Raw genomic sequence first — 21,035 nt, forward strand, 5'->3', positions numbered from 1 at the left:
AACCTGCTGCCGGGCGGCCGTCCGGCCGCCGAGGCGCGGGCCCGGGTCGACGTCCAGGCCGCCTGGGGAGTCGACAGCCTGCCCGGCACGCCCGGACTGGACGCCGACGCGCAACTCGCCGCCGCCCGCAATGGCGGCCTCGCTCTGCTGGTCAGCGGCCTGGAGCCGTCCGACTTCACCCACGCCGAAGAGGCCCGCCAGGGCATCGAAGAGGCGTCCTTCGTGATCAGCCTGGAACAGCGGCTCAGCGAGGTCACCGAGCGCGCCGACGTGGTCTTCCCGATCGCTCTGATCGAGGAGCGTCCCGGCCACTTCCTGAACTGGGAGCATCGCCGGGGCCGGGTGAACACCGTCATCAAGCAGCCGAACCAGCCGATGACCGATCTGCGGGTGCTGGCCGCGCTGGCCGACGCGCTCGGCCGTCCGCTGGGCATCCGGACCGCCAAGCAGGCACTCACCGAACTCGACGAGCTGGGCGGCTGGGACGGCGAGCGCGCCCCGCTGACCCGGACCCGCGCGATGAGCGGCCCGGCCGAGGGCGAGCTGGCGCTGGCCACCTGGCGCGAGATGATCGACGGCTCCCGCTCCAACGACAACGAGCCGGCGCTGCAGGCGACCGCCCGTCCGGTGGTGGCCCGCACCTCGCCCGAGGTGGCCGACGCCCACGGCCTGACCGGTTCGGTGACCATCGCCGGCGGCGACGGGTGGCTCACCCTGCCGCTGGAGGTCACCGCCGGGATGGCTCCCGACACGGTCTGGGTGCCCACCCATGCGCCGGGGACTCCGCTGTCGGAGCTCGGCCTGGTGCACGGGGCGGGTGTCACCGTGGCTCGCCCGGAGGACGCGCTCAGCGAAGGAGGTGCGGCATGATCCCGCTCGACCTTTCCCTGTTCGGCACCGACCCGTGGTGGCTGGTGCTGCTCAAGGTGGTCGTGCTGTTCGTGGTGCTGCTGGTCTGGACGATCTTCAACGTCTGGTACGAGCGCCGGCTGGTCGGCAAGATGCAGCACCGGCTCGGCCCGATCATGAACGGCCCGTTCGGCCTGCTGCAGGCGGTCGCCGACGGCAGCAAACTGATCATGAAGGAAGACTTCCGGCCCAAATCGGCCGACCGGGTGCTGTTCACCCTGGCGCCGCTGATCGCCGGCACGGCCGCCTTCACCGCCTGGGCGGTGATGCCGTTCGGCGGCGAGGTGGAGATCTTCGGTGTGCGGACCCGGCTGCAGCTGACCGACCTGCCGATCTCGGTGCTGGTCATCCTGGCGGTGGCCTCGGTCGGCATCTACGGCTTCGTGCTGGCCGGCTGGTCGTCCAACTCGCCCTACTCGCTGCTCGGCGCGCTGCGCAGCTCGGCGCAGATGATCTCCTACGAGCTCAGCATGGGGCTGGCGCTGGTGGCGGTGTTCCTGCACGCCAGCTCGATGTCGACCGCCGAAATCGTCGACGTGCAGGGCCAGCCGTTCAGCTTCTTCGGGGTGAACCTGGGGTTGCAGAACTGGTTCTTCCTGCAGCTCTTCCCGTCGTTCGTGATCTACCTGATCTCGATGGTCGGCGAAACCAACCGGGCGCCGTTCGACCTGCCCGAATGTGAGTCCGAGCTGGTGTCGGGTTACCTGACCGAGTACTCCGGCTTCCGCTACGCCACCTACTTCCTCGCCGAGTACATCAACATGGCGACGGTGTCGGCGGTGGCCACCACGCTGTTCCTGGGCGGCTTCCATGCACCCTGGCCGATCAACGCGTTGATCCCGGCGATGGATCAGGGCTGGTGGGGTCCGCTCTGGTTCATGCTCAAGGTGCAGCTGCTGATCTCGGTGTTCGTCTGGCTGCGCGGCACGCTGCCGCGGTTCCGCTACGACCAGTTCATGACCCTGGGCTGGAAGTGGCTGATCCCGATCTCGCTGGTCTGGGTGATGCTGATCTCGACCGTCCGGATCGCCCGGGCGCAGAACTGGCTGGCCAACCCGCTGGTGATCGGCGGCCTCGTGGTCGTGGTGCTGGCGCTGTTCGCCCTGTGGTGGTGGCTCGATCGACAACCCGAACCCGAGCTGGCCGAGCCGACACCGTTCGACCCGTTCGCGGGCGGCTACCCGGTGCCGCCGATGCCCGGTCAGCGGCTGCCCGAGCAGGCCGACGTGGTTCATGCCGAAGCGGAAAGGACGGACGCCTGATGGCGACCTTCGCAGAACAGTGGGCCGGTTTCGGCGTCACCTTTCGGACGATGTTCCGCAAGACCTTCACCCAGGGCTACCCGGAGAAGGGCAAGGTCAAGGTCACCGCGCCCCGGTTCCACGGACGGCACCAGCTGAACCGCTGGCCGGACGGCCTGGAGAAGTGCGTGGGCTGCGAGCTGTGCGCCTGGGCCTGCCCGGCGGACGCCATCTACGTCGAGGGCGCCGACAACACCGAGGACGCCCGGTTCAGCCCCGGTGAGCGGTACGGCTCGGTGTACCAGATCAACTACCTGCGCTGCATCCTGTGCGGGTTGTGCATCGAGGCCTGCCCGACCCGGGCGCTGACCATGACCAACGAGTTCAAGCTCGGCGACACGACCCGCGAGAAGATGATCTACACCAAGGAGCGGCTGCTCGCGCCGCTGCTGCCAGGCATGGAGGCGCCGCCGCATCCGCGTCGGCTCGGCAACGACGAGAAGACCTACTTCCTCGGCCTGCCGAAGACCGGCACCCCGGACACTCGGACGCCCTCGGCGCAGGAGGCCCGATGACCGTCGTGTTCTGGATCTGCGCACCGCTGATGGTGCTGGGTGCGCTCGGCCTGGTGCTGTTCCGCAAGGCCGTCCATTCGGCGCTGTCGATGGCGCTCACCATGGTCTGCCTGGCGGTGCTCTACGCGTCGCTGTCGGCACCGTTCCTGTTCGCCGTCCAGATCATCGTCTACACCGGCGCGGTGCTGATGATGTTCCTGTTCGTGCTGATGCTGGTCGGCGTCGACACCCCCGACTCGATCGTCGAAACGATCAAGGGCCAGCGGGTGCTGGCGGCGCTGGGCGCGCTCGGCCTGCTCGGCCTGATGGTGTTCTCGATCGGTGGTGCGGTGACCGCGCCGGCGACCACCACCGCGGCGGCCGAAGCGGCCGCCGGCGGCAATGTCGAAGGGGTGGCCGAGCTGCTGTTCGGCCGCTACGTGTGGGTCTTCGAACTCACCTCGGCGCTGCTGATCACCGCCGCGGTGGGTGCGATGATCTTCGCCCACGCGCAGCGCACCAAGCCGAAGCTGGGCCAGAAGGAACGCGCCGAGGAGCGGATGAAGGCCTACGCCACCAGCGGCGCCCACCCGGGCTCACTGCCCAACTCGGGTGTCTTCGCCACCAGCAACTCGATCGCCACGCCGGCTCTGCTGCCCGACGGCAGCATCTCCGAGGAGTCGGTCAGCCGCACCCTCACCGAGCGCGGCGTCCAGTTGGACAGCGCGCAGTTCAAGCAGATCACCGCGGACGCCTTCGCGGCGGCCGAGCGGGTCGGCGACGAGGAGGACGAGGAACTGTGATCGACCACTACCTCTACCTGGCGGTGATCCTGTTCGTGATCGGCGCCGTCGGCGTGATGATCCGGCGCAACGCGCTGGTGGCCTTCATGTCGGTGGAGCTGATGCTGAACGCGGCGAACCTGGCCCTGGTGGCGTTCGCCTACCACCACGGCAAGCTCGACGGGCAGGTGGCCAGCTTCTTCGTGATGGTGGTCGCCGCCGCTGAGGTGGTCGTCGGCCTCGGCATCATCGTCAGCATCTACAAGACCCGCCGCTCGACCTCGGTCGACAACGCCAACCTGCTGAACCGGTGAGGCAACGCATGCACTGCACGATTGGGCGCTCCATGAGGGGAATGGCGCAATGATTGGGATGGAAGTGGTCGATCCGGTCGCGGCCACCGGACTGTTCGGCTACGCCTGGCTGATGATCGCGCTGCCGGCGCTGGGCGCGCTGCTGCTGCTCGTCTTCGGACGCTGGATCGAGAAGATCGGCCCGTACCTGGCCGTGCTGCTGATCGCCGGCTCGTTCGTGGTCGCGCTGCTGCTGTTCCTGCAGCAGCTCGGGTCGCCCGCCGATCAGCGGGCGGTGTCGGTGCCGCTGTACACCTGGTTCGCCACCGGTTCCTGGCAGGTCGACGTCGGCCTGCTGGTCGACCAGTTGTCGATCCTGTTCGCCCTGCTGATCACCGGCGTCGGCGGCCTGATCCACGTCTACTCGCTGGGCTACATGGCCCACGACGAGCGCCGGCGCCGCTTCTTCGGCTACCTGAACCTGTTCGTCGCCGCCATGCTCACCCTGGTGCTCGCCGACAACTACCTGGTGCTGTTCGTCGGCTGGGAGGGCGTCGGCCTGGCGTCCTACCTGCTGATCGGCTTCTGGCAGCACAAGCCGTCCGCGGCCGCCGCCGCCAAGAAGGCATTCGTGATGAACCGGGTCGGCGACTTCGGCATGATCCTGGCCATCTCCACGATGCTGGCGATGTTCGGCTCGTCCGCCTTCGTCGACGTCAACCACGGCGCTCCGCTGCTGGAAGGCCCGTGGGCGACCGTGATCGGACTGCTGCTGTTGCTGGGTGCCTGCGGCAAGTCGGCGCAGGTGCCGCTGCAGGCCTGGCTGTTGGACGCGATGGAGGGCCCGACCCCGGTGTCGGCGCTGATCCACGCCGCCACCATGGTCACCGCCGGCGTCTACCTGGTGGTCCGCAGCCACGCCATCTTCGACCTCAGCCCGGACGCCCAGGCGGCCGTGGTGATCGTCGGCACGGTGACGCTGCTGGCCGGCGCCTGGATCGGCACCGCCAAGGACGACATCAAGAAGGTGCTGGCCGGTTCGACCATGAGCCAGATCGGCTACATGATGCTGGCCGCGGGCATCGGCCCGGCCGGTTACGCCTTCGCCATCTTCCACCTGCTCACCCACGGCGCGTTCAAGGCGAACATGTTCCTGGGTGCCGGTTCGGTGATGCACGGCATGAACGACGACGTCGACATGCGGCACTACGGCGCCCTCGCCAAGTACCTGCCGCTCACCTTCTGGACGTTCGGTGCGGGCTACCTGGCGATCATCGGCTTCCCGCTGACCGCCGGCTACTTCTCCAAGGACCACATCATCGAGGCCGCGTTCGCGCGCAGCCCGCTGGTCGGGTCGCTGGCCCTGCTCGGTGCGGGCGTCACCGCGTTCTACATGACCCGGCTGATGCTGATGACCTTCGGTGGCCGCAAGCGCTGGGTCGACGGCGTCCATCCGCACGAATCGCCGGCGGTGATGACGGTGCCGCTGATCGTGCTGGGCGCGCTCAGCCTGGTCGCCGGTGCGGTGATGAACTCCTGGATCCAGGGTTGGCTCGAGCCCGCCACCGGCGGACATCCGCACGAGGTGTCGCTGCTGCCGACCGTGGTCGGCTGGGCCACCATGATCGTGGTCGCGGCCGGTGTGCTGGTCGCCTGGCTGGTCTTCGGCCGCCGGCCGATCCCGGTGGAGGCGCCGGCCGGTAACGCGATCACCGTGGCCGGACGCAACGACCTGTTCGGTGACGCGCTCAACGATGCCCTGGTGGTGCAGCCGGTGATGGGCATGTCGCGGGCCGCGGTCGCCAACGACGCCAAGACCATCGAGGGTTTCGTGCACACCCTGAGCACCGGCATCGCCGGGTTCAGCGTGGTCGGCCGCGGCACCCAGACCGGCTACGTCCGCAGCTACGCGCTGACCATGGTGCTCGGTGTGGTGGCGATCGGTGTCGTCGTGATCCTCGGCCTGGGCGGCTGAGGGAGGAGCTGAGATGAGTTTGCTTACCCTGCTCGGCGGCATCCCGCTGCTCGGCGCACTGGTGCTGGCATTGCCGGTGCGCAGCCTGGCCCGTGTGCTCGGCCTGCTGTTCTCGCTGGCCACCCTGGTGGTCGCGGTGCTGGTCACCCTGCAGTTTCTGGGTGGCGCCGACCTGAGCGTGCGGCAGCCGTGGATCACCGCCTTCGGCGCCAACTGGGCGCTCGGCCTGGACGGCATGGGCCTGGTGATGGTGCTGCTCACCGTGATCCTCACCCCGCTGGTGCTGATCGCCGAGTGGAACGTGGTCGGTCACGGACGTTGGAACGCCCAGGGCTATGCCGCCATGGTGCTGGCCCTGCAGGGCACCGCGATCTTCACCTTCCTCGCCGACGACGTGCTGCTGTTCTACGTCTTCTTCGAGGCGACGCTGATCCCGATGTACTTCCTGATCGGCGGCTTCGGCGGCGAGCACCGTCGGGCCGCGGCACTGAAGTTCCTGATGTTCAACCTGGTCGGCGGGTTCATCCTGCTGGCCGCGGTGATCGGGCTGTTTGCGATGTCGGTGTCGCTGCGCGGCGCGCCCAGCTACCTGGTGAGCGACCTGGCCGGCCTGCCGATCCCGGTCGACACGGCACGGCTGCTGATGGTCGGGTTCCTGATCGCGTTCGTGATCAAGGCGCCGATGGTGCCGGTGCACACCTGGCTGCCGTTCGCCGCCGAACAGGCCACGCCCGGCTCGTCCACGCTGATGGTCGGCATCCTGGACAAGATCGGCACCTTCGCGATGATCAAGTTCTGCATCGGGATCTTTCCCGAGGCCAGCGCCTGGGTCGCCCCGGTGATGATCGCGCTGTCGCTGATCTCGATCATCTACGGCGCCGCGGCCGCGATCGCCAGCAAGAACCTGCTGCGCTTGGTGTCGTACACCTCGGTCAGCCACTTCGGCTTCATGGTGCTGGGCATCTACGTGTTCACCACCCAGTCGATCAACGGCTCGATCTTCTTCATGGTCAACCACGGCTTCTCCACCGCGGCGCTGTTCCTCACCGTCGGCTACCTGATCAAGCGGCGCGGTTCGGCCGAGGTGTCCGCGTTCGGTGGTGTCGAGAAGGTCGCCCCGGTGCTGGCCGGCGCGTTCCTGCTGGCCTGCCTGTCGGCGCTGTCGCTGCCCGGCATGTCGACCTTCGTCAGCGAGTTCCTGGTGATCGCCGGCACCTGGTCGCGGACGCCGTGGATCGCCGCGATCTCGGCGACCGGCATCATCCTGGCCGCCACCTACGCGCTGCTGATGTACCAGCGGACGATGACCGGGCCGGTCACCGAGGCCACCGCGAAGCACTTCACCCGCGACCTGACGGGTTCCGAGCGCAGTGTGCTGGTGCCGATCGTGGCGATCATCCTGCTGTTCGGCCTGCTGCCCGGACCGATCGTGAACCTGGTCGAGCCGACCGCCAAGGCCGCCATGACCCGCATGCAACTGACGGATCCGGTCGCGCCCGCGAAGGGAGAGAAGTGATGAACTTCGAGTGGCAGGCACTGGCCCCGGTCCTGATCGTCCTGGGTGCCGCGATCCTCGGCATCCTGATCGAAGCGGCGGCGCCCAAGGCGCACCGGTTCGCCATCCAGGCCGGCGTGACGGTGGTCAGCATCGCGGTCGCAGGTACCTTCCTGGTGGTCAACTGGCGTGCCGGCATCGGCGGCCCGCTGGCGATGGGTTCGATGATGCTGGACGGCCCCAGCTACTTCATGTGGGGTGCGCTGCTGGTGCTCGGCCTGAGCGCCATCCTGGTCTTCGCCGAACGGCAGCTGAACGGCGGGGTGAGCGCCTTCGCGGCGTCCGTCGCCACAGTGCCGGGCAGCCGGGCCGAGGCGGAGGCGTCCGCGGCCAAGCTCGAGCACACCGAGGTCTTCCCGCTGGCGCTGTTCGCGCTCGGCGGCATGATGGTGTTCCCCGCGGCATCCGACCTGATCACCATGTTCGTGGCGCTCGAGGTGCTCTCGCTGCCGCTCTACCTGATGTGCGGCATGGCGCGCCGGCGCCGGCTGCTCTCCCAGGAGGCGGCGCTGAAGTACTTCCTGCTCGGTGCGTTCAGCTCGGCCTTCTTCCTGTTCGGCGTGGCGCTGCTCTACGGCTACGCCGGCTCGTTCGAACTGAAGGCGATCGCGGACGCCGTCCAGAACCCGACGATGGGCCGCGGCATCCTGGTCGCCGGCTTGGCGATGCTGCTGGTCGGCCTGCTGTTCAAGATCGGCGTGGTGCCGTTCCACAACTGGACGCCCGACGTCTACACCGGCGCCCCCACGGCCGTCACCGGCTTCATGGCGATCTGCACCAAGCTGGCCGCCGTCGGCGCCACCCTGCGGGTGCTCTACGTGGCGCTGTCGGGTGAGCGGTGGACCTGGCAGCCGATCCTGGTCGTCCTGATCATCGCCACCATGGTGGTCGGCTCGGTGTGGGGCCTGACCCAGACCGACATGAAGCGGACGCTGGCCTACAGCTCGATCGCCCACGCCGGCTTCATCATGACCGCCGTCGTCGGGGCGTCCACCGCGTCGCCGACCAGCCCACTGGACAGCGTCGCGGCCGCGATGTTCTACCTGGTCGTCTACGGCCTGGCCAGCATCGGCGCCTTCGCGGTGATCACCATGGTGCGCAACCCCGCGGGCGAGGCCAACGCGATCTCCAGCTGGTCGGGTCTGGGCCGTAAGAGCCCGCTGGTGGCCGGCATCTTCGCGCTGTTCATGCTGAGCTTCACCGGCATTCCGCTGACCGGTGGTTTCATCGGCAAGTGGGCGGTGTTCGCGGCGGCCTGGCAGGGCGGTTTCGACTGGCTGGTCATCGTCGCGGTGGTGCTTAGCCTGGTGGCTGCGGTGTTCTACCTGCGGATCGTGGTGGTGATGTTCTTCGGCGAGCCCGCCGAGGGCGTGACCGTCGGCCGGGCCAGCGCTTTCACCTGGTTGCCGGTGCTGGTGTCGGCGCTCGGCATCGCGGTGCTCGGCGTTTTCCCCGGCCCGGTCCTCGACCTGGCCACCATGGCCGGAACGTTCCTGCGCTGAGGCTCGCAGCACGTAGACTCATCCCTGCCTGCCCAATGTCTGAGCAAGGAGAAGTGTGACACTCGAGATCGGCGTCGACTCCACCTTCGCGCAGTCGGTCGTCGACCGGTTGCAGTCGATCGAGGAACGCCTAGCCGCCGCCGCCTTCGGCAAGACGCCGTTCGTCACCGAGGCAGCGACCCACATCATCAACGCGGGCGGTAAGCGATTCCGTCCGCTGCTGGTGGTGGCGGCGTCCCAGCTCTACGACGGCGCCGATTCCGACGCGGTCGAACGGGCGGCGATGGTGGTCGAACTGACCCATGTGGCGAGCCTGTACCACGACGACGTGATGGACGAGGCCGAGTTCCGCCGCGGCGCCGAGAGCGCCAATCATCGGTGGAGCAACACGGTGGCGATCATGGTGGGCGACTTCCTGTTCGCCCGGGCGTCCGCGATCGTGTCGACGCTCGGCACCGAGTACGTGGCGATCCAGGCCGAGACCTTCGGACGGCTGGTGCAGGGCCAGGTCGCCGAGACCCGCGGGCCTGAGGACGGCGACGACCCGGTGGCGCACTACCTGGACGTGGTGGCCGACAAGACCGGCTCGCTGATCGCCGCGTCCGCCCGGTTCGGCGGCATGGTGTGCGGCGCTCCCGAACCCGTGCTCGATGCGCTGACCACCTTCGGTGAGGAAATCGGAGTGGTCTTCCAGTTGTCCGACGACATCATCGACATCGCCAGCGACCGGGCCGGCAAGACGCCGGGCACCGATCTGCGCGAGGGGGTGTGGACGCTGCCCACGCTGCTGGTCCGGCAGGCGAACGACCCGTCCGACGCCCGGCTGCGCGAGCTGATCGGACGCCGGCTCACCGATCCCGACGAACTGGCCGAGGCGCTCGCCCTGATGCGGGCCCATCCGGCGCTGGAGCAGGCGCGGGCCGAGGTCGAGCGGCGTGCCCAGGCGGCCAAGGATCTGCTGTCCCAGCTGCCCGAAGGACCGGCCCGCGAAGCCATGTTCGAACTCTGCGACCAGGTCGTCACCCGGTCGAGTTGAGAATGCGCAGTTCGCCCGTGCATCCGCTCAGAACTGCATTGCTCGACGCTTCCTTGACCGCTGCGGCCCTGCCCGCTTGCCAGCGGATGCATGGCCCGGCAGACTCAAGCCGATAGCTACACCGAAGAATTCCTCCTTGGAGTACATATGCCTCGTCCTCACGTCGTCATCATCGGTTCCGGGTTCGGTGGGCTGTTCTCGGCCCAGGCGCTTGCCAAGGCCGACGTCGACATCACCCTGATCAGCAAGACCACGGCGCACCTGTTCCAGCCGCTGCTCTACCAGGTGGCGACGGGCATCCTCTCCAGCGGTGAGATCGCACCGGCGACGCGTGACATCCTGCGCAAGCAGAAGAACGCCCGGGTGCTGTTGGGCGAGGTGAACAAGATCAACCTCGACTCGCGGATCGTGATCGGCGAGAAGCTGTCCAAGCAGATCATCCTGCGCTACGACTACCTGATCGTCGCGGCCGGGGCGGGGCAGTCGTACTTCGGCAACGATCAGTTCGCGACCTTCGCGCCGGGCATGAAGACCATCGACGACGCGCTGGAACTGCGGGCCCGGATCTTCGGCGCTCTAGAGATGGCCGAGCTCAGCCAGGACGCCGCCGAGCGCCGCTCGCTGATGACCTTCGTTGTGGTCGGCGCCGGCCCGACCGGCGTGGAACTCGCCGGCCAGATCGTCGAGCTGTGCCACAAGACCCTGGTCGAGTCGTTCCGCAACATCGACACCCGCCAGTGCCGGGTGCTGCTGCTCGACGGTGCACCGGTCGTGCTGCCGCCGTTCGGCGAGAAGCTGTCCGCGGCCGCCAAGAAGGAACTGGAGCGGATCGGCGTCGAGATCAAGCTGAACGGCATGGTCACCAACGTCGACGCCACCGGCCTCGACGTGAAGTACAAGGACGGCACCACCGAGCGCATCGAGTCGATCTGCAAGGTGTGGGCGGCCGGCGTGCAGGCCAGCCCGCTGGGCCGTACCTTGGCCGAGCAGTCCGGCATCGAGGTCGACCGGGCCGGACGCGTCCCCGTCCAGCCCGATCTGAGCCTGCCGACCCACCCCGAGGTGTTCGTGGTCGGCGACATGATGAGCCTCGATCGGCTGCCGGGCGTCGCCCAGGTCGCCATCCAGGGCGGCAAGTACGCGGCGAAGAAGATCATCGGTGAACTCACCGGCGCCCCGGTCACCGAGCCCTTCAAGTACTTCGACAAGGGCTCGATGGCGGTAATCAGCCGCTTCGGCGCGGTCGCCAAGATCAACGACAAGGTGCAGTGGAGCGGGTTCATGGCCTGGATGGCCTGGCTCGGCCTGCACCTGATCTACGTGGTCGGCTTCAAGAACCGGATCACCACCCTGCTGCACTGGGCGATCACCTTCCTCGGCAGCGGACGCTCCGAGCGGGTCACCACCGAGCAGCAGCTGGTCGGCCGCCTCGCCGTCAAGCAGCTCGGCGCAGCCTTCGAGCCCACCATCAGCGGCATCCTCGACCCCAAGAAGATCGACCACAAGAAGAGCTGACCCACGCCGGGTCGACACCGGTGACCAAAGGGGACGGTTCCTTTGGTCACCCGGTGCTCGAATCTGTTCTGCGGTACGCGGGGACGGTTCTTTTCGTTCCACCCTGGTACGCGGGGACGGTTCTTTTCGTTCCACCCTGGTACGCGGGGACGGTTCTTTTCGTTCCAACGTTAGTCGGCTTGTCGGGGCCTGTTCTTTGTTTGGGTCTGGTGGCCGGGTTCTGTTTCCGCGGAGTGCGCTGCACCCCGTCCCGCCCGTGCGCAGCTCGCCTGCTTCTGCTGTTGTCTTTCAGCCCTTGGGCGGGGGCTCGCGCGCTTTACGCCCGACCTACCCGGACGGGGTGCAGCCCACTCCGCTTTCCGGTTACGTCACTGCCGGGCCGGCCCGTTGGTCGAGCTTGTCGAGACCCTGCCCCGACCGTTGGTCGAGCTTTGTCGAGTCCCTTGCTCCACCGTTGGTCGAGCTTGTCGAGACCTCTGAGGCCGGCTCGCTTTCCGGATTTCGACAAGCTCAATCCTCGTAGCGGTCCGTCGTCATTCCGGACTTGATCGGAGATCTCGTGAGTGCGATCTGTGCATGCAAGACAGCGTCTCGCAGGGCTGGTTGCCTGTAAGAGCAAACCCATCCAAAGCAGCGCTAAAGACCTCGTGAGAAGCCTCTCTGTGGGTGTGCGCGGCTGCCGGACGGCGTGACAGGATGGCGGCCATGCTGGACGCCGACACGTACTCCTCGCTCTCTGCTCTGGACATCACGCGCGAGGTGAATGCCGGCCAGCTGTCCGCGGTCGAGGTGGCTGCGGCAGCGCTCGAACTCGCCGAGCAACGGGGGCCCCGGTACGGCGCCTTCACCTGCCTCGCCCCTGATCACGGCATGGCGGACGCCCGCCGCACCGATGCCCGGATCGCGGCCGGGGAACGGCTGTCATTGGCCGGTGTGCCGTGTCCGATCAAGGACCTGAACCAGGTCGCCGGACTGCCCTGGGAGGCCGGCAGCGCCGCATTGCGCGGCAACCGGGCCAGCGTCGACGACCCGATCGTCGGCTGGTTCGCCGACGCCGGCACCAGCATGATGGGCAAGACCGCCACCCCTGAGTTCGGCCTGCCCTGCTACACCGAGCCCGACACCGGCGCGCCCGCGGTGACGCCCTGGGATCCGACACGTTCCGCCGGTGGCTCCAGCGGGGGAGCGGCGGCCGCGGTCGCGGCCGGCATCGTGCCGATCGCGCACGGCTCGGACGGCGGCGGCTCGATCCGCATTCCGGCGTCCGCCTGCGGGCTGGTCGGCCTCAAGGTCAGCCGCGGGCTGATCTCGTCCGGCAACCGGCCACCGGGGCCGGGGCTCGGCATCGACGGTGTCCTCACTCGAACCGTGCGCGACACCGCGCTGGCGTTGGACGTGCTGGCCGGGCCACGTCCGGGCGACACCTACTGGGCACCGGCGGCGTCCGGCGGGTATCTGACCGCCTGCGAGCGCGCACCCGAGCGGCTGCGCATCGGTCTGCTGACCGCTCCGGTGATCGCCGCGGACGCCGAGGTGCACCCGGCCTGCCTGGACGCCGCCAGCCGCGCGGCCACGCTGCTCGAGGGCCTCGGCCACGAGATCCTGGAATGCCCGGTGCCGTTCCCCGATTCGCAGTGGCAGGCGTTCGCGTCGGTGTGGGCGGTCGGGGCGCTGAGCATTCCGCTGCCGCCCGAGGCGGAGGCGGCGCTGACGCCGCTCACCCGATGGCTGCGCGAATCGGGCAGGACTTCCACCGCCCTGGAGTACGCCCAGGCGCTGGCCGCCATCCAGTTGCTGACCCTGCAGGTCGCGGAGGTCTGGGCCGACTACGACATCGTCCTCACGCCCACGCTGGCCCAGCCGCCGGCCCCGACCGGCAGCCTGCGGGACGACGCCGATCCGGCCGCCGACTTCGCCGCGCAGACCCGGTTCACGCCATGGACGTCGATCTACAACCTCACCGGACGCCCGGCGATCAGCCTGCCGCTGCACACCACCCGGGTCGATGGCCCGGATTCGCCCGAGCTGCCGATCGGGGTGATGCTCGGCGGCAAGTTCGGTGCCGAGAGCACCCTGCTTGGGCTAGCTGCCGCCCTGGAACAGGTCGCGCCTTGGGGCCGTCCGAACCTGGGCTGATCCGCGCCTACCAGATGGCGACCTGCTGTTCGGGCGCCAGCCACAGAGCGTCGTCGCCGGTGACGCCGAAGGCGTCGTAGAACTCGGGGATGTTCCGCACCACCTGGTTGCAGCGGAACTCGTCGGGCGAATGCGGGTCGTTGGTCAGCTGGGTGATCAACGCCTCCGGCCGTGACTTGTGCTGCCACGCCCGCGCCCAGGCCATGAACAGCCGCTGGGCGCCGGTCAGGCCGTCGATCGGCTCGGGCTCGTGGTCGCCCACCGCCAGCCGCCACGCCTTGTAGGCGATCGACAGCCCGCCCAGGTCGCCGATGTTCTCGCCGATGGTCAGCTTGCCGTTGACGTGATGGCCGGGGGTCGCGGCAGGGGTAAGCGCGTCGTACTGATCGATCAGCGCCTTCGTCCGGTCCTCGAACGCCTCCCGGTCCTCGGGTGTCCACCAGTCGCGCAGCTTGCCGTCGCCGTCGCAGGTGGAACCCTGGTCGTCGAAGCCGTGGCCGATCTCGTGGCCGATGACGGCACCGATCCCGCCGTAGTTCACCGCTGCGTCGGCGTTCTCGTCGAAGAACGGCGGCTGCAGGATGGCGGCCGGGAAGACGATCTCGTTGCGCAACGGGTGGTAGTAGGCGTTCACCGTCTGCGGGGTCATCAGCCACTCGTGCCGGTCGATCGGGCCGCCGAGCTTCGCCAGCTGGTAGTCGCTCTCGAAGTCAGCGGAGCGCAGCACGTTGCCGAGCAGGTCGGCGGCGTCCACCTCGAGCCCGGAGTAGTCGCGCCACCTGTCCGGGTAGCCGATCTTCGGGATGAACTTGCTCAGCTTGTCGAGCGCCTGGGTGCGGGTCGCCTCCGTCATCCAGTCGAGCGTGCTGATCGAGTTCCGGTAGGCCTCGATCAGGTTCGCCACCAGCTCATCCATCCGCTGCTTGGCGACGGACGAGAAGTGCCGCTCGACGTACAACTTGCCGACCGCCTCACCCAGAGACCGTTCGACCAAGGTCAGGCCGCGCTTCCACCGCTCGCGGTTGGTGGGAATGCCGTTCAGCGTGGTGCCGTAGAAGCCGAACCTGGCCTCGACGAACGCCTCCGGCAGATAGGGCGACAGTGCCGACAGCAGATGGAAACGGGCCCAGGCCCGCCAGGCGGGCAGCCGCTCCGAGCGCAGCAGTTCGACCACGTCGACCGCGTAGGACGGCTGGGCGTCGATCAGCTGCTCCAGCTCGCCGATGCCGGCGGCACGGAACAGGCGCAGCCAGTCGATCCGCTCGGAGAAGGGCTCGGGCCGGGTCGGGTTGTACATCTGGCGCAGGTCGCGGGTGCGCACCTTGTCCCAATGCCGGGCGGCGATCTCGGTCTCCAGGGCGACGATCGCGTCGGCCTCGGACGCGTCCAGCCCGGCCAGGGTGAGGGTCTCGGCGACATGCTCGCGGTAGGCGGTGAGGATGTCGGCGAAGCGCTCGTCGCGGTAGTACTCCTCGTCGGGCAGACCCAGCCCGGACTGGCCGACGAACAGTGCGTAGCGGGTCGGGTCGCCGGGATCGGACTCCACCGACAGGTCGAGCGGCGTGCCGGTGTTGCGCCGCGCGCTGCGGCCGAAATAGTCGAGCAGGGCGTCCACGCTGTCGATCGCGTCGATCTCGTCGAGCAGCGGCCGCACCGGGTCGAGGCCGCGGCGCTCCACCTCGTCGGTGTTCATGAAGGACGCATACAGGTCCTGCACCTTCGCGGCCTCGGTGCCGGGAGCGGCCCCGGACAGGCCGGTGATGATGTCGCGCACCGCTTCTTCGGCGGCGTCGCGGAGGATCGAAGCGGCACCGTAGGAGGGCTTGTCGTCAGGGATCGGCGTGTTGGCCAGCCACGGCCCGTTGACGTGGCGGAACAGGTCGTCCTGCGGTCGGATCTGGGGATCGACGTCGAATGCGGTCACGCGAGCGATCCTAGGGCCACCCGCCGACAGTTTCCGAAGCACGGACCCCTTCCCGGCCCACTGGCAGGTTCGGGAGCGACTGCCGCTCTGCACGGCGCCAGTGGCTCCCGAACCGGTCAGTCACCTCGGCGCGGCAACCACCCATTTGGGCACTGGTGCCGGCACCACCGGGCGGCAATCCTGCAAGCAGGCCCAACGACTCGAAAGGTGCAGACCATGACCGAACAGCAGCGTGACCCCGAGACCGACGCCGACGAGGCCGGGACGACCGAGCAGGACTACGGCAACCTCACCGTCGAGGACGACCCGCAAGGCACCACGGACCCGGCCGACCTGGCCGACACCGCCGGCCCCGAGGACGACGGCGGACGCCAGGACCCCTGAGCTTCAACCGATCATGCCCGTCGAGTTTCTCGGCGGGCATGATCTGTGCTGGCCGCTTGAACCTCGTCGACTCGCGGGTGTGAGTGCGACGGCCAATTTCCCCTCCACCTGTGGATAACTCAGGATTCGTCAGAGCGGCGTCGTAGCATGGCGCAAACCGGTCCAGGTAAGGGAGTCGCCATGGCCATCACCAAGCATCGCTCGACGGAGCAGATTGAGCGGAATCTGGTCGCCATCGCCGCCGCCCAACGGATGGCGGGCGAGGAGCCCACCGCCGAGGACATGGAGGCTGCGCGTCGAGTCCTCGCCGGGGAGGCAACGGCTGATGAGGTCATCGCCGAAGGGCTTGCCGAACTGGAGGCTCGGTACGGTTTCAAGCGGTAGTGGGAGCTGGAGAGAGTGCCCGACCCTTACAGCTATCCCGGCAGTCATGTGCTGGTGAACATCCATGGCTATGTTGATCCGGAGTTGTGGAAGGCTGCGGAACGCCGAGTCGTCCAAACCCGTCTGACGGACCTCGTCGAGCACCCGATCGCGGGCGACTTCAATCTCACCCACCTGCAGGCGATCCATGCCGCGCTGGTGGACGGCTTCTACAGCTGGGGCGGCCAGTTACGCACCACCGATACCGGCCCGGGCGGCACCGGCATCGCGCACTGCCGGCCCGAGTTCATCGAGGCGGAGGCTGAACGAGTCTTCAATGCGCTCGCCGAGACCGATTATCTGCGCGGGCGTGATCGGGACGCCTTCTCGCGGGGGCTGGCCTGGACGTGGGGCGAGTTGACCGTCATCCATCCGTTTCGCGACGTCAACACCCGTACCCAGTTCACCTTCTTCAATCAGCTGGCGCTGCACGCCGGCTGGCTGATCGACTGGACGATGATCGACCCCTACCTGTTCGGATATGCCCGCACCGTCGCGATCGTCAGCGACGAGCGAGGCATCGACGCTCTGCTCTTCCCAGCCTTGAAACCCCTTGTCGGCGGGGTTGCGCCCACCGAACCGCTGCGACGGGGAGTCGATCGGTTCGTGGCCGGCCGATCAGCCTGGACGCGTCCGGAACTCGACCAAGCGCTGGTTGCCGCCATCGAGCAAAGGGACGCCTCCTGAGCCGATAGCATCCTCGAACTGCTCCGCGTCCGTCATCGATGTGACACCGTGGCACGGGCAAACGCTGGCGAATGGAGGAGTTGTGACGGCGGACTTCGTCGCGGCGAATATGCGCAACTGGGACGAGCGGGTTTCCGATCACCTGGTTGCCTACGGTGCCGACGCCTTCACCGATGACCCGACCGCGGTGTGGGCGGACACTGAGGCCGAGTTGCTGCGCCCGTTCATGCCGGACGGCTCATTCGTGGGCGTGCAGATGGTGCATCTGCAATGCCATATCGGCCTGGACACGATCAGCTTCGCCAGGCGTGGTGCACAGATCGTGGGCACGGACCTGTCCGGCGAGGCGATTGCCGCCGCCACCGCATTGGCCGAGCGGGCAGGAACCCCGAACGCCTCGTTCGCGCAGTGCACCAATGAGGACGCACCGGAGGTCCTCAGCCGACAGTTCGATGTGGCGTTCACCTCGGTGGGTGTCCTCACCTGGCTCGCCGACCTCGATTCGTGGGCGGCGAGCGTCTATCGGCTGCTTCGTCCCGGAGGCATCTTCCTGGTCTATGACGGCCACCCGATGATGAGTGCGATGCAGTATGAGCGTGATGACGATCTGTTGGTGGTGGGCGAGCCGTACTTCGCCACCGGTGCGCCGAAACGGTTCGACGACGGCGTCACCTACGCCAGCGACACCCGGTTGAGGAACAACGTCACCTATCAGTGGCCGCACGATCTGGCTGAGATTCTCACCGCCATCCTCAACGCGGGATTGCGTATCGAGGCATTCGGCGAGCACCAGACGATCCCATGGAGGGCGCTGCCCAGCCTTGTCGCCACCGAGCGCGGCTGGGTCCTTCCCGACGGAAGTCCCAGGATCCCGCTGATGTTCTCCGTACTCGCCCGGCGACCCTGACTTGGTGTCACGATTTCGAGATCGTCACACGGTGTACCTGAAGTGGCACGACCTCGCGCTGGAACCCGAAATCGTGCTGCTAACCGTGCACCCCGTGACGATGCCGAGATCGTGACCGGGCTTTCGACAAGCTCAACCGACGACAAGCTCGATCAGCGCTGGTTTGGGCAGGTCAGTTGACCGTCCAGGTGTCCGATCCGTTGATCAGGCCCTGCAGCGCGCTCAGCCGCTCGGACGTCTCGGGCATCCGCACCTGCTCGCGGGCGCCGTCGTCGAAGGACGGACGCTCCACCTGGCGGAAGATGCCGATCGGTGCCTGCTGCAGCACGCCGGTATCGGTGAGCCGGGACAGTGCGAACGCGGAAGTCGGATCCTCGGCGTGGGCGTCGTGGACGACCACCTGTGCCGGGTCGGCGTCGGCGGTGTCGACGACGGCGACCGAGCCGTCCGGACGCCGGATCACCGACTGGGCGCCGTCCGGGCCGAAGGTGACGGGCTGGCCGTGCACCAGCCGGATGACACCGGGCGCCTTGGGTCCCTTGAGGTCGAGGAAGGCGTCGTCGTTGAAGATCGGGCAGTTCTGGTAGATCTCCACCAGGGACGCCCCGCGGTAGCCGATCGCGGCGGTCAGCACCTCGGTCAGGTGCGCCCGGTCGGAGTCGATGGTGCGGGCCACGAAACCGGCCTCGGCGCCGAGCGCCAGCGAGATCGGGTTGAACGGGTAGTCCACCGAGCCGACCGGGGTCGACTTGGTCACCTTGCCCAGCTCGGAGGTCGGCGAGTACTGACCCTTGGTCAGCCCGTAGATGCGGTTGTTGAACAGCATGATGGTGATGTTCACGTTGCGCCGCAGGGCGTGGATCAGGTGGTTGCCGCCGATGCTCAGCGCGTCGCCGTCGCCGGTGATCACCCACACCGCCAGATCCGGACGCGACACCGCCACACCGGTGGCGATCGCCGGCGCCCGGCCGTGGATCGAGTGCATGCCGTAGGAGTCCACGTAGTACGGGAACCGCGACGAGCAGCCGATGCCCGAGACGATCACCGTGTTCTCGCGGCGGATGCCGAGCTGCGGCATCAGGCCCTGGAAGGCGGCCAGCACGGCGTAGTCGCCGCAGCCGGGGCACCAGCGCACCTCCTGGTCAGAGGTGAAGTCCTTGCGGTTCAGCGGGGTCAGCGCCAACGGAACCCCGGCGAGGCCGGACGTGGTGGCGGTCATGAGGCGTCCTTGGAGTCGATACGGGTCTGTCCGTCGATCGGGGCCTGCTCGTCGATACCGACTTGGTCGTCGATACGGCCTTGTTCGTCGATGATGGCGATCAGGTCTTCGGCCAGTTCCGACAGCGAGATCGGCAGGCCGCGCACCCGGGAGTAGCTCTCGCAGTTCACCAGATACTTGCCGCGCAGGATGAACGCCAGCTGACCCAGGTTCATCTCGGGCACGATCACCCGGTCGTAGCGGCGCAGAATGTCGCCCAGGTCGGACGGCAGCGGGTTCAGGTGCCGCAGGTGCACGGTGGCGACGCTGCGGCCGCTGAGCCGGACGCGGCGGGTGGCCGCCGAGATCGGGCCGTAGCTGGAACCCCACCCGACCACCAGCACCCGGGCGTTGCCGCCTGGATCCTCGACCTCCAGCGGCGGCAGGTCGGCGGCGATGCCGTCGATCTTGGCCTGCCGCAGCCGAACCATGTACTCGTGGTTGTCCGGGTCGTAGGAGACGTTGCCGGTGCCGTGCGCCTTCTCCAGGCCGCCGACCCGATGCTCCAGGCCGGGCGTGCCCGGAATCGCCAGCGGCCGGGCCAGCTTCTCGTCGCGGCTGTACGGCAGGTACGGTCCGTCGGCGGGCGGCTCGGTGACGAAGCCCGGGTCGATCGCCGGCAGGTCGGCCAGGTTCGGCACCGCCCACGGCTCGGCGCCGTTGCCCAGGTAGCCGTCCGAGAGCAGAATCACCGGCGTCCGGTAGGTGAGCGCGATCCGGGTCGCCTCCAGCGCGGCGTCGAAGCAGTCGCCGGGGGACTGGGCGGCGATCACCGGCAGCGGGGCCTCGCCGTGGCGTCCGTAGATCGCCTGGAACAGGTCGGCCTGTTCGGTCTTGGTCGGCAGGCCGGTCGCCGGTCCGGCGCGCTGCACGTCGCAGATCACCAGCGGCAACTCGAGCATCACGGCCAGCGAGATGGTCTCCATCTTGAGCGCCATGCCCGGCCCGGACGTGCTGGTCACGCCGAGCGCGCCGGCGTACGAGGCACCCAGTGCGGCACCGACGGCGGCGATCTCGTCCTCGGCCTGGAAGGTGATCACGCCGTGGTCCTTGGCCCGGGACAGCAGATGCAGCACGTCGGAGGCCGGGGTGATCGGGTAGGCGCCCAGGAACAGCTGCAGGCCGGCCTTGGCGGCACCGGCCATCAGCCCGTAGGCGAGCGCGGTGTTGCCGGTGATCTGCCGGTAGGTGCCGGCGGGCGTCGGCGCCGCCGCCACCTGGTAGCGGACGGTGAACACCTCAGTGGTCTCGCCGTAGGCATGGCCGGCCCGGAACGCGGCCATGTTGGCGTCGCGGATCTCGGGCTTGCTGGCGAATTTGCGGGCCAGGAAGTCGAGGGTGCCCTGCTCGGGACGGCTGTACAGCCAGGTCAGCAGGCCCAGCGCGAACATGTTCTTGGTGCGTGCGGCGTCCTTGCGGCCCAGCCCGAAGGGCGCCACGGCAGCGACTGCGAGACCGGTCAGGTCGATCGCATGCACCTCGTAGGCGTCGAGGCTGCCGTCCTCCAGCGGGTTGCTGGTGTAGCCCACCTTGGCCAGGTTCCGGTTGCTGAAGTCGGCGGTGTCGGCCAGGATCACCGCGCCGCGCGGCAGGTCGTGCAGGTTGGCCTTCAGGGCCGCCGGGTTCATCACGACGAGCACGTCCGGGCGGTCGCCGGGGGTGCGGATGTCGAAGTCGGCGAAGTGCACCTGGAAGCTGGACACGCCCGCCACGGTGCCGGCCGGTGCCCGGATCTCGGCCGGGAAGTTGGGCAGGGTGGAGAAGTCGTTGCCCAGCTGAGCTGTGTCGGAGGTGAACCGGTCGCCGGTCAGCTGCATGCCATCTCCGGAGTCTCCGGCGAATCGGATGACGACCCGATCGACGCTGCGAACCTCGCTCATGCGGGTTGCGCCCTCCTTTTGTTGTGACAATCCAAGCCAGCTTAACGGCTTGTCCAGCAGCTCAGTCATTGACG

At 68.2% G+C, this 21,035-nt stretch carries 17 protein-coding genes and 1 pseudogene; 15 read left to right on the plus strand and 3 right to left on the minus strand.

Annotation, left to right across the window (positions count from 1 at the left end; all coding sequences use genetic code 11):
* From QM624_RS19180 to QM624_RS19230, 11 genes and pseudogenes are all read left to right on the plus strand, one after another.
* Positions 1 to 870: pseudogene (locus tag QM624_RS19180) on the plus strand (NADH-quinone oxidoreductase subunit G); the annotation flags it as partial.
* Positions 867 to 2,171, plus strand: a complete 1,305-nt coding sequence (nuoH, locus tag QM624_RS19185) for an NADH-quinone oxidoreductase subunit NuoH (RefSeq protein WP_415094813.1) — start codon at positions 867 to 869, stop codon at positions 2,169 to 2,171. The pseudogene QM624_RS19180 and the gene nuoH, both read left to right, overlap by 4 nt.
* The gene (gene nuoI, locus QM624_RS19190) at positions 2,171 to 2,725 is read left to right on the plus strand and encodes an NADH-quinone oxidoreductase subunit NuoI (protein WP_415094815.1); all 555 of its coding nucleotides are present in this window, start codon (positions 2,171 to 2,173) and stop codon (positions 2,723 to 2,725) included. The genes nuoH and nuoI overlap by 1 nt, the downstream gene beginning before the upstream one ends.
* Positions 2,722 to 3,507, plus strand: a complete 786-nt coding sequence (locus QM624_RS19195) for an NADH-quinone oxidoreductase subunit J (RefSeq protein WP_415094817.1) — start codon at positions 2,722 to 2,724, stop codon at positions 3,505 to 3,507. Before nuoI ends, QM624_RS19195 begins: the two co-directional genes overlap by 4 nt.
* Positions 3,504 to 3,800, plus strand: coding sequence for an NADH-quinone oxidoreductase subunit NuoK (gene nuoK, locus QM624_RS19200; RefSeq protein WP_415094819.1), 297 nt, complete (start codon positions 3,504 to 3,506; stop codon positions 3,798 to 3,800). The genes QM624_RS19195 and nuoK overlap by 4 nt, the downstream gene beginning before the upstream one ends.
* Positions 3,801 to 3,858: 58 nt before the next feature.
* Positions 3,859 to 5,754, plus strand: coding sequence for an NADH-quinone oxidoreductase subunit L (nuoL, locus tag QM624_RS19205; RefSeq protein WP_415094821.1), 1,896 nt, complete (start codon positions 3,859 to 3,861; stop codon positions 5,752 to 5,754).
* Positions 5,755 to 5,767: 13 nt separating this feature from the next.
* Positions 5,768 to 7,270 (plus strand): NADH-quinone oxidoreductase subunit M, encoded by a 1,503-nt coding sequence (locus QM624_RS19210; protein WP_415094823.1) that lies wholly within the window; start codon positions 5,768 to 5,770, stop codon positions 7,268 to 7,270.
* Positions 7,270 to 8,811, plus strand: a complete 1,542-nt coding sequence (gene nuoN / locus QM624_RS19215; protein WP_415094825.1) for an NADH-quinone oxidoreductase subunit NuoN — start codon at positions 7,270 to 7,272, stop codon at positions 8,809 to 8,811. The genes QM624_RS19210 and nuoN overlap by 1 nt, the downstream gene beginning before the upstream one ends.
* Positions 8,812 to 8,866: 55 nt before the next feature.
* The gene (locus QM624_RS19220) at positions 8,867 to 9,847 is read left to right on the plus strand and encodes a polyprenyl synthetase family protein (RefSeq protein WP_415094827.1); all 981 of its coding nucleotides are present in this window, start codon (positions 8,867 to 8,869) and stop codon (positions 9,845 to 9,847) included.
* A gap of 147 nt (positions 9,848 to 9,994) precedes the next feature.
* Positions 9,995 to 11,362, plus strand: a complete 1,368-nt coding sequence (locus QM624_RS19225) for an NAD(P)/FAD-dependent oxidoreductase (RefSeq protein WP_415094829.1) — start codon at positions 9,995 to 9,997, stop codon at positions 11,360 to 11,362.
* Between the two features lie 705 nt (positions 11,363 to 12,067).
* A complete protein-coding gene (locus QM624_RS19230; RefSeq protein WP_415094831.1) occupies positions 12,068 to 13,498 on the plus strand; it encodes an amidase in 1,431 nt (476 codons plus the stop codon).
* Between the two features lie 7 nt (positions 13,499 to 13,505).
* Here QM624_RS19230 and QM624_RS19235 read toward each other — a convergent pair whose 3' ends face one another.
* The gene (locus QM624_RS19235) at positions 13,506 to 15,422 is read right to left on the minus strand and encodes a M13 family metallopeptidase (protein ID WP_415094833.1); all 1,917 of its coding nucleotides are present in this window, start codon (positions 15,420 to 15,422) and stop codon (positions 13,506 to 13,508) included.
* A 216-nt stretch (positions 15,423 to 15,638) separates the two neighbouring features.
* Between QM624_RS19235 and QM624_RS19240 the strand changes: the two genes are divergently transcribed.
* The 4 genes from QM624_RS19240 (at position 15,639) to QM624_RS19255 (ending at position 17,823) form a co-directional block, all read left to right on the plus strand.
* Positions 15,639 to 15,806 carry a hypothetical protein gene (locus QM624_RS19240; protein ID WP_415094836.1) on the plus strand — a complete coding sequence of 56 codons (168 nt, stop codon included), beginning with the start codon at positions 15,639 to 15,641 and terminating at the stop codon, positions 15,804 to 15,806.
* 180 nt (positions 15,807 to 15,986) lie between these two features.
* On the plus strand, positions 15,987 to 16,190 hold the full coding sequence (locus QM624_RS19245) for a hypothetical protein (protein ID WP_415094838.1): 204 nt from the start codon (positions 15,987 to 15,989) through the stop codon (positions 16,188 to 16,190).
* 15 nt (positions 16,191 to 16,205) lie between these two features.
* Positions 16,206 to 16,916, plus strand: a complete 711-nt coding sequence (locus QM624_RS19250) for a Fic/DOC family protein (RefSeq protein WP_415094840.1) — start codon at positions 16,206 to 16,208, stop codon at positions 16,914 to 16,916.
* 82 nt (positions 16,917 to 16,998) lie between these two features.
* Entirely contained in the window at positions 16,999 to 17,823 is an 825-nt protein-coding gene (locus QM624_RS19255) for a class I SAM-dependent methyltransferase (protein WP_415094842.1), read from the plus strand.
* Between the two features lie 172 nt (positions 17,824 to 17,995).
* On the opposite strand, the gene QM624_RS19260 is transcribed toward QM624_RS19255, so the two are convergent.
* Together QM624_RS19260 and QM624_RS19265 are read right to left on the minus strand one after the other, a co-directional pair.
* Positions 17,996 to 19,042 carry a 2-oxoacid:ferredoxin oxidoreductase subunit beta gene (locus QM624_RS19260; RefSeq protein WP_415094844.1) on the minus strand — a complete coding sequence of 349 codons (1,047 nt, stop codon included), beginning with the start codon at positions 19,040 to 19,042 and terminating at the stop codon, positions 17,996 to 17,998.
* Positions 19,039 to 20,961 (minus strand): 2-oxoacid:acceptor oxidoreductase subunit alpha, encoded by a 1,923-nt coding sequence (locus tag QM624_RS19265; RefSeq protein ID WP_415094846.1) that lies wholly within the window; start codon positions 20,959 to 20,961, stop codon positions 19,039 to 19,041. Before QM624_RS19265 ends, QM624_RS19260 begins: the two co-directional genes overlap by 4 nt.
* Between the last annotated feature and the right edge of the window lie 74 nt (positions 20,962 to 21,035).

The sequence above is a fragment of the Micropruina sp. genome (assembly GCF_047606365.1).
Lineage (GTDB): Bacteria > Actinomycetota > Actinomycetes > Propionibacteriales > Propionibacteriaceae > Micropruina.

Excerpts from the sequence above, each read along its gene's own strand:
- nuoI (WP_415094815.1), top strand. The coding sequence starts at position 2,171 with ATGGCGACCTTCGCAGAACAGTGGGCCGGTTTCGGCGTCACCTTTCGG.
- QM624_RS19240 (WP_415094836.1), top strand. The coding sequence starts at position 15,639 with ATGACCGAACAGCAGCGTGACCCCGAGACCGACGCCGACGAGGCCGGG.
- nuoN (WP_415094825.1), top strand. The coding sequence starts at position 7,270 with ATGAACTTCGAGTGGCAGGCACTGGCCCCGGTCCTGATCGTCCTGGGT.
- QM624_RS19265 (WP_415094846.1), bottom strand. The coding sequence starts at position 20,961 with ATGAGCGAGGTTCGCAGCGTCGATCGGGTCGTCATCCGATTCGCCGGA.
- QM624_RS19230 (WP_415094831.1), top strand. The coding sequence starts at position 12,068 with ATGCTGGACGCCGACACGTACTCCTCGCTCTCTGCTCTGGACATCACG.
- QM624_RS19225 (WP_415094829.1), top strand. The coding sequence starts at position 9,995 with ATGCCTCGTCCTCACGTCGTCATCATCGGTTCCGGGTTCGGTGGGCTG.
- QM624_RS19195 (WP_415094817.1), top strand. The coding sequence starts at position 2,722 with ATGACCGTCGTGTTCTGGATCTGCGCACCGCTGATGGTGCTGGGTGCG.
- QM624_RS19210 (WP_415094823.1), top strand. The coding sequence starts at position 5,768 with ATGAGTTTGCTTACCCTGCTCGGCGGCATCCCGCTGCTCGGCGCACTG.
- QM624_RS19260 (WP_415094844.1), bottom strand. The coding sequence starts at position 19,042 with ATGACCGCCACCACGTCCGGCCTCGCCGGGGTTCCGTTGGCGCTGACC.
- nuoH (WP_415094813.1), top strand. The coding sequence starts at position 867 with ATGATCCCGCTCGACCTTTCCCTGTTCGGCACCGACCCGTGGTGGCTG.
- nuoL (WP_415094821.1), top strand. The coding sequence starts at position 3,859 with ATGGAAGTGGTCGATCCGGTCGCGGCCACCGGACTGTTCGGCTACGCC.
- QM624_RS19245 (WP_415094838.1), top strand. The coding sequence starts at position 15,987 with ATGGCCATCACCAAGCATCGCTCGACGGAGCAGATTGAGCGGAATCTG.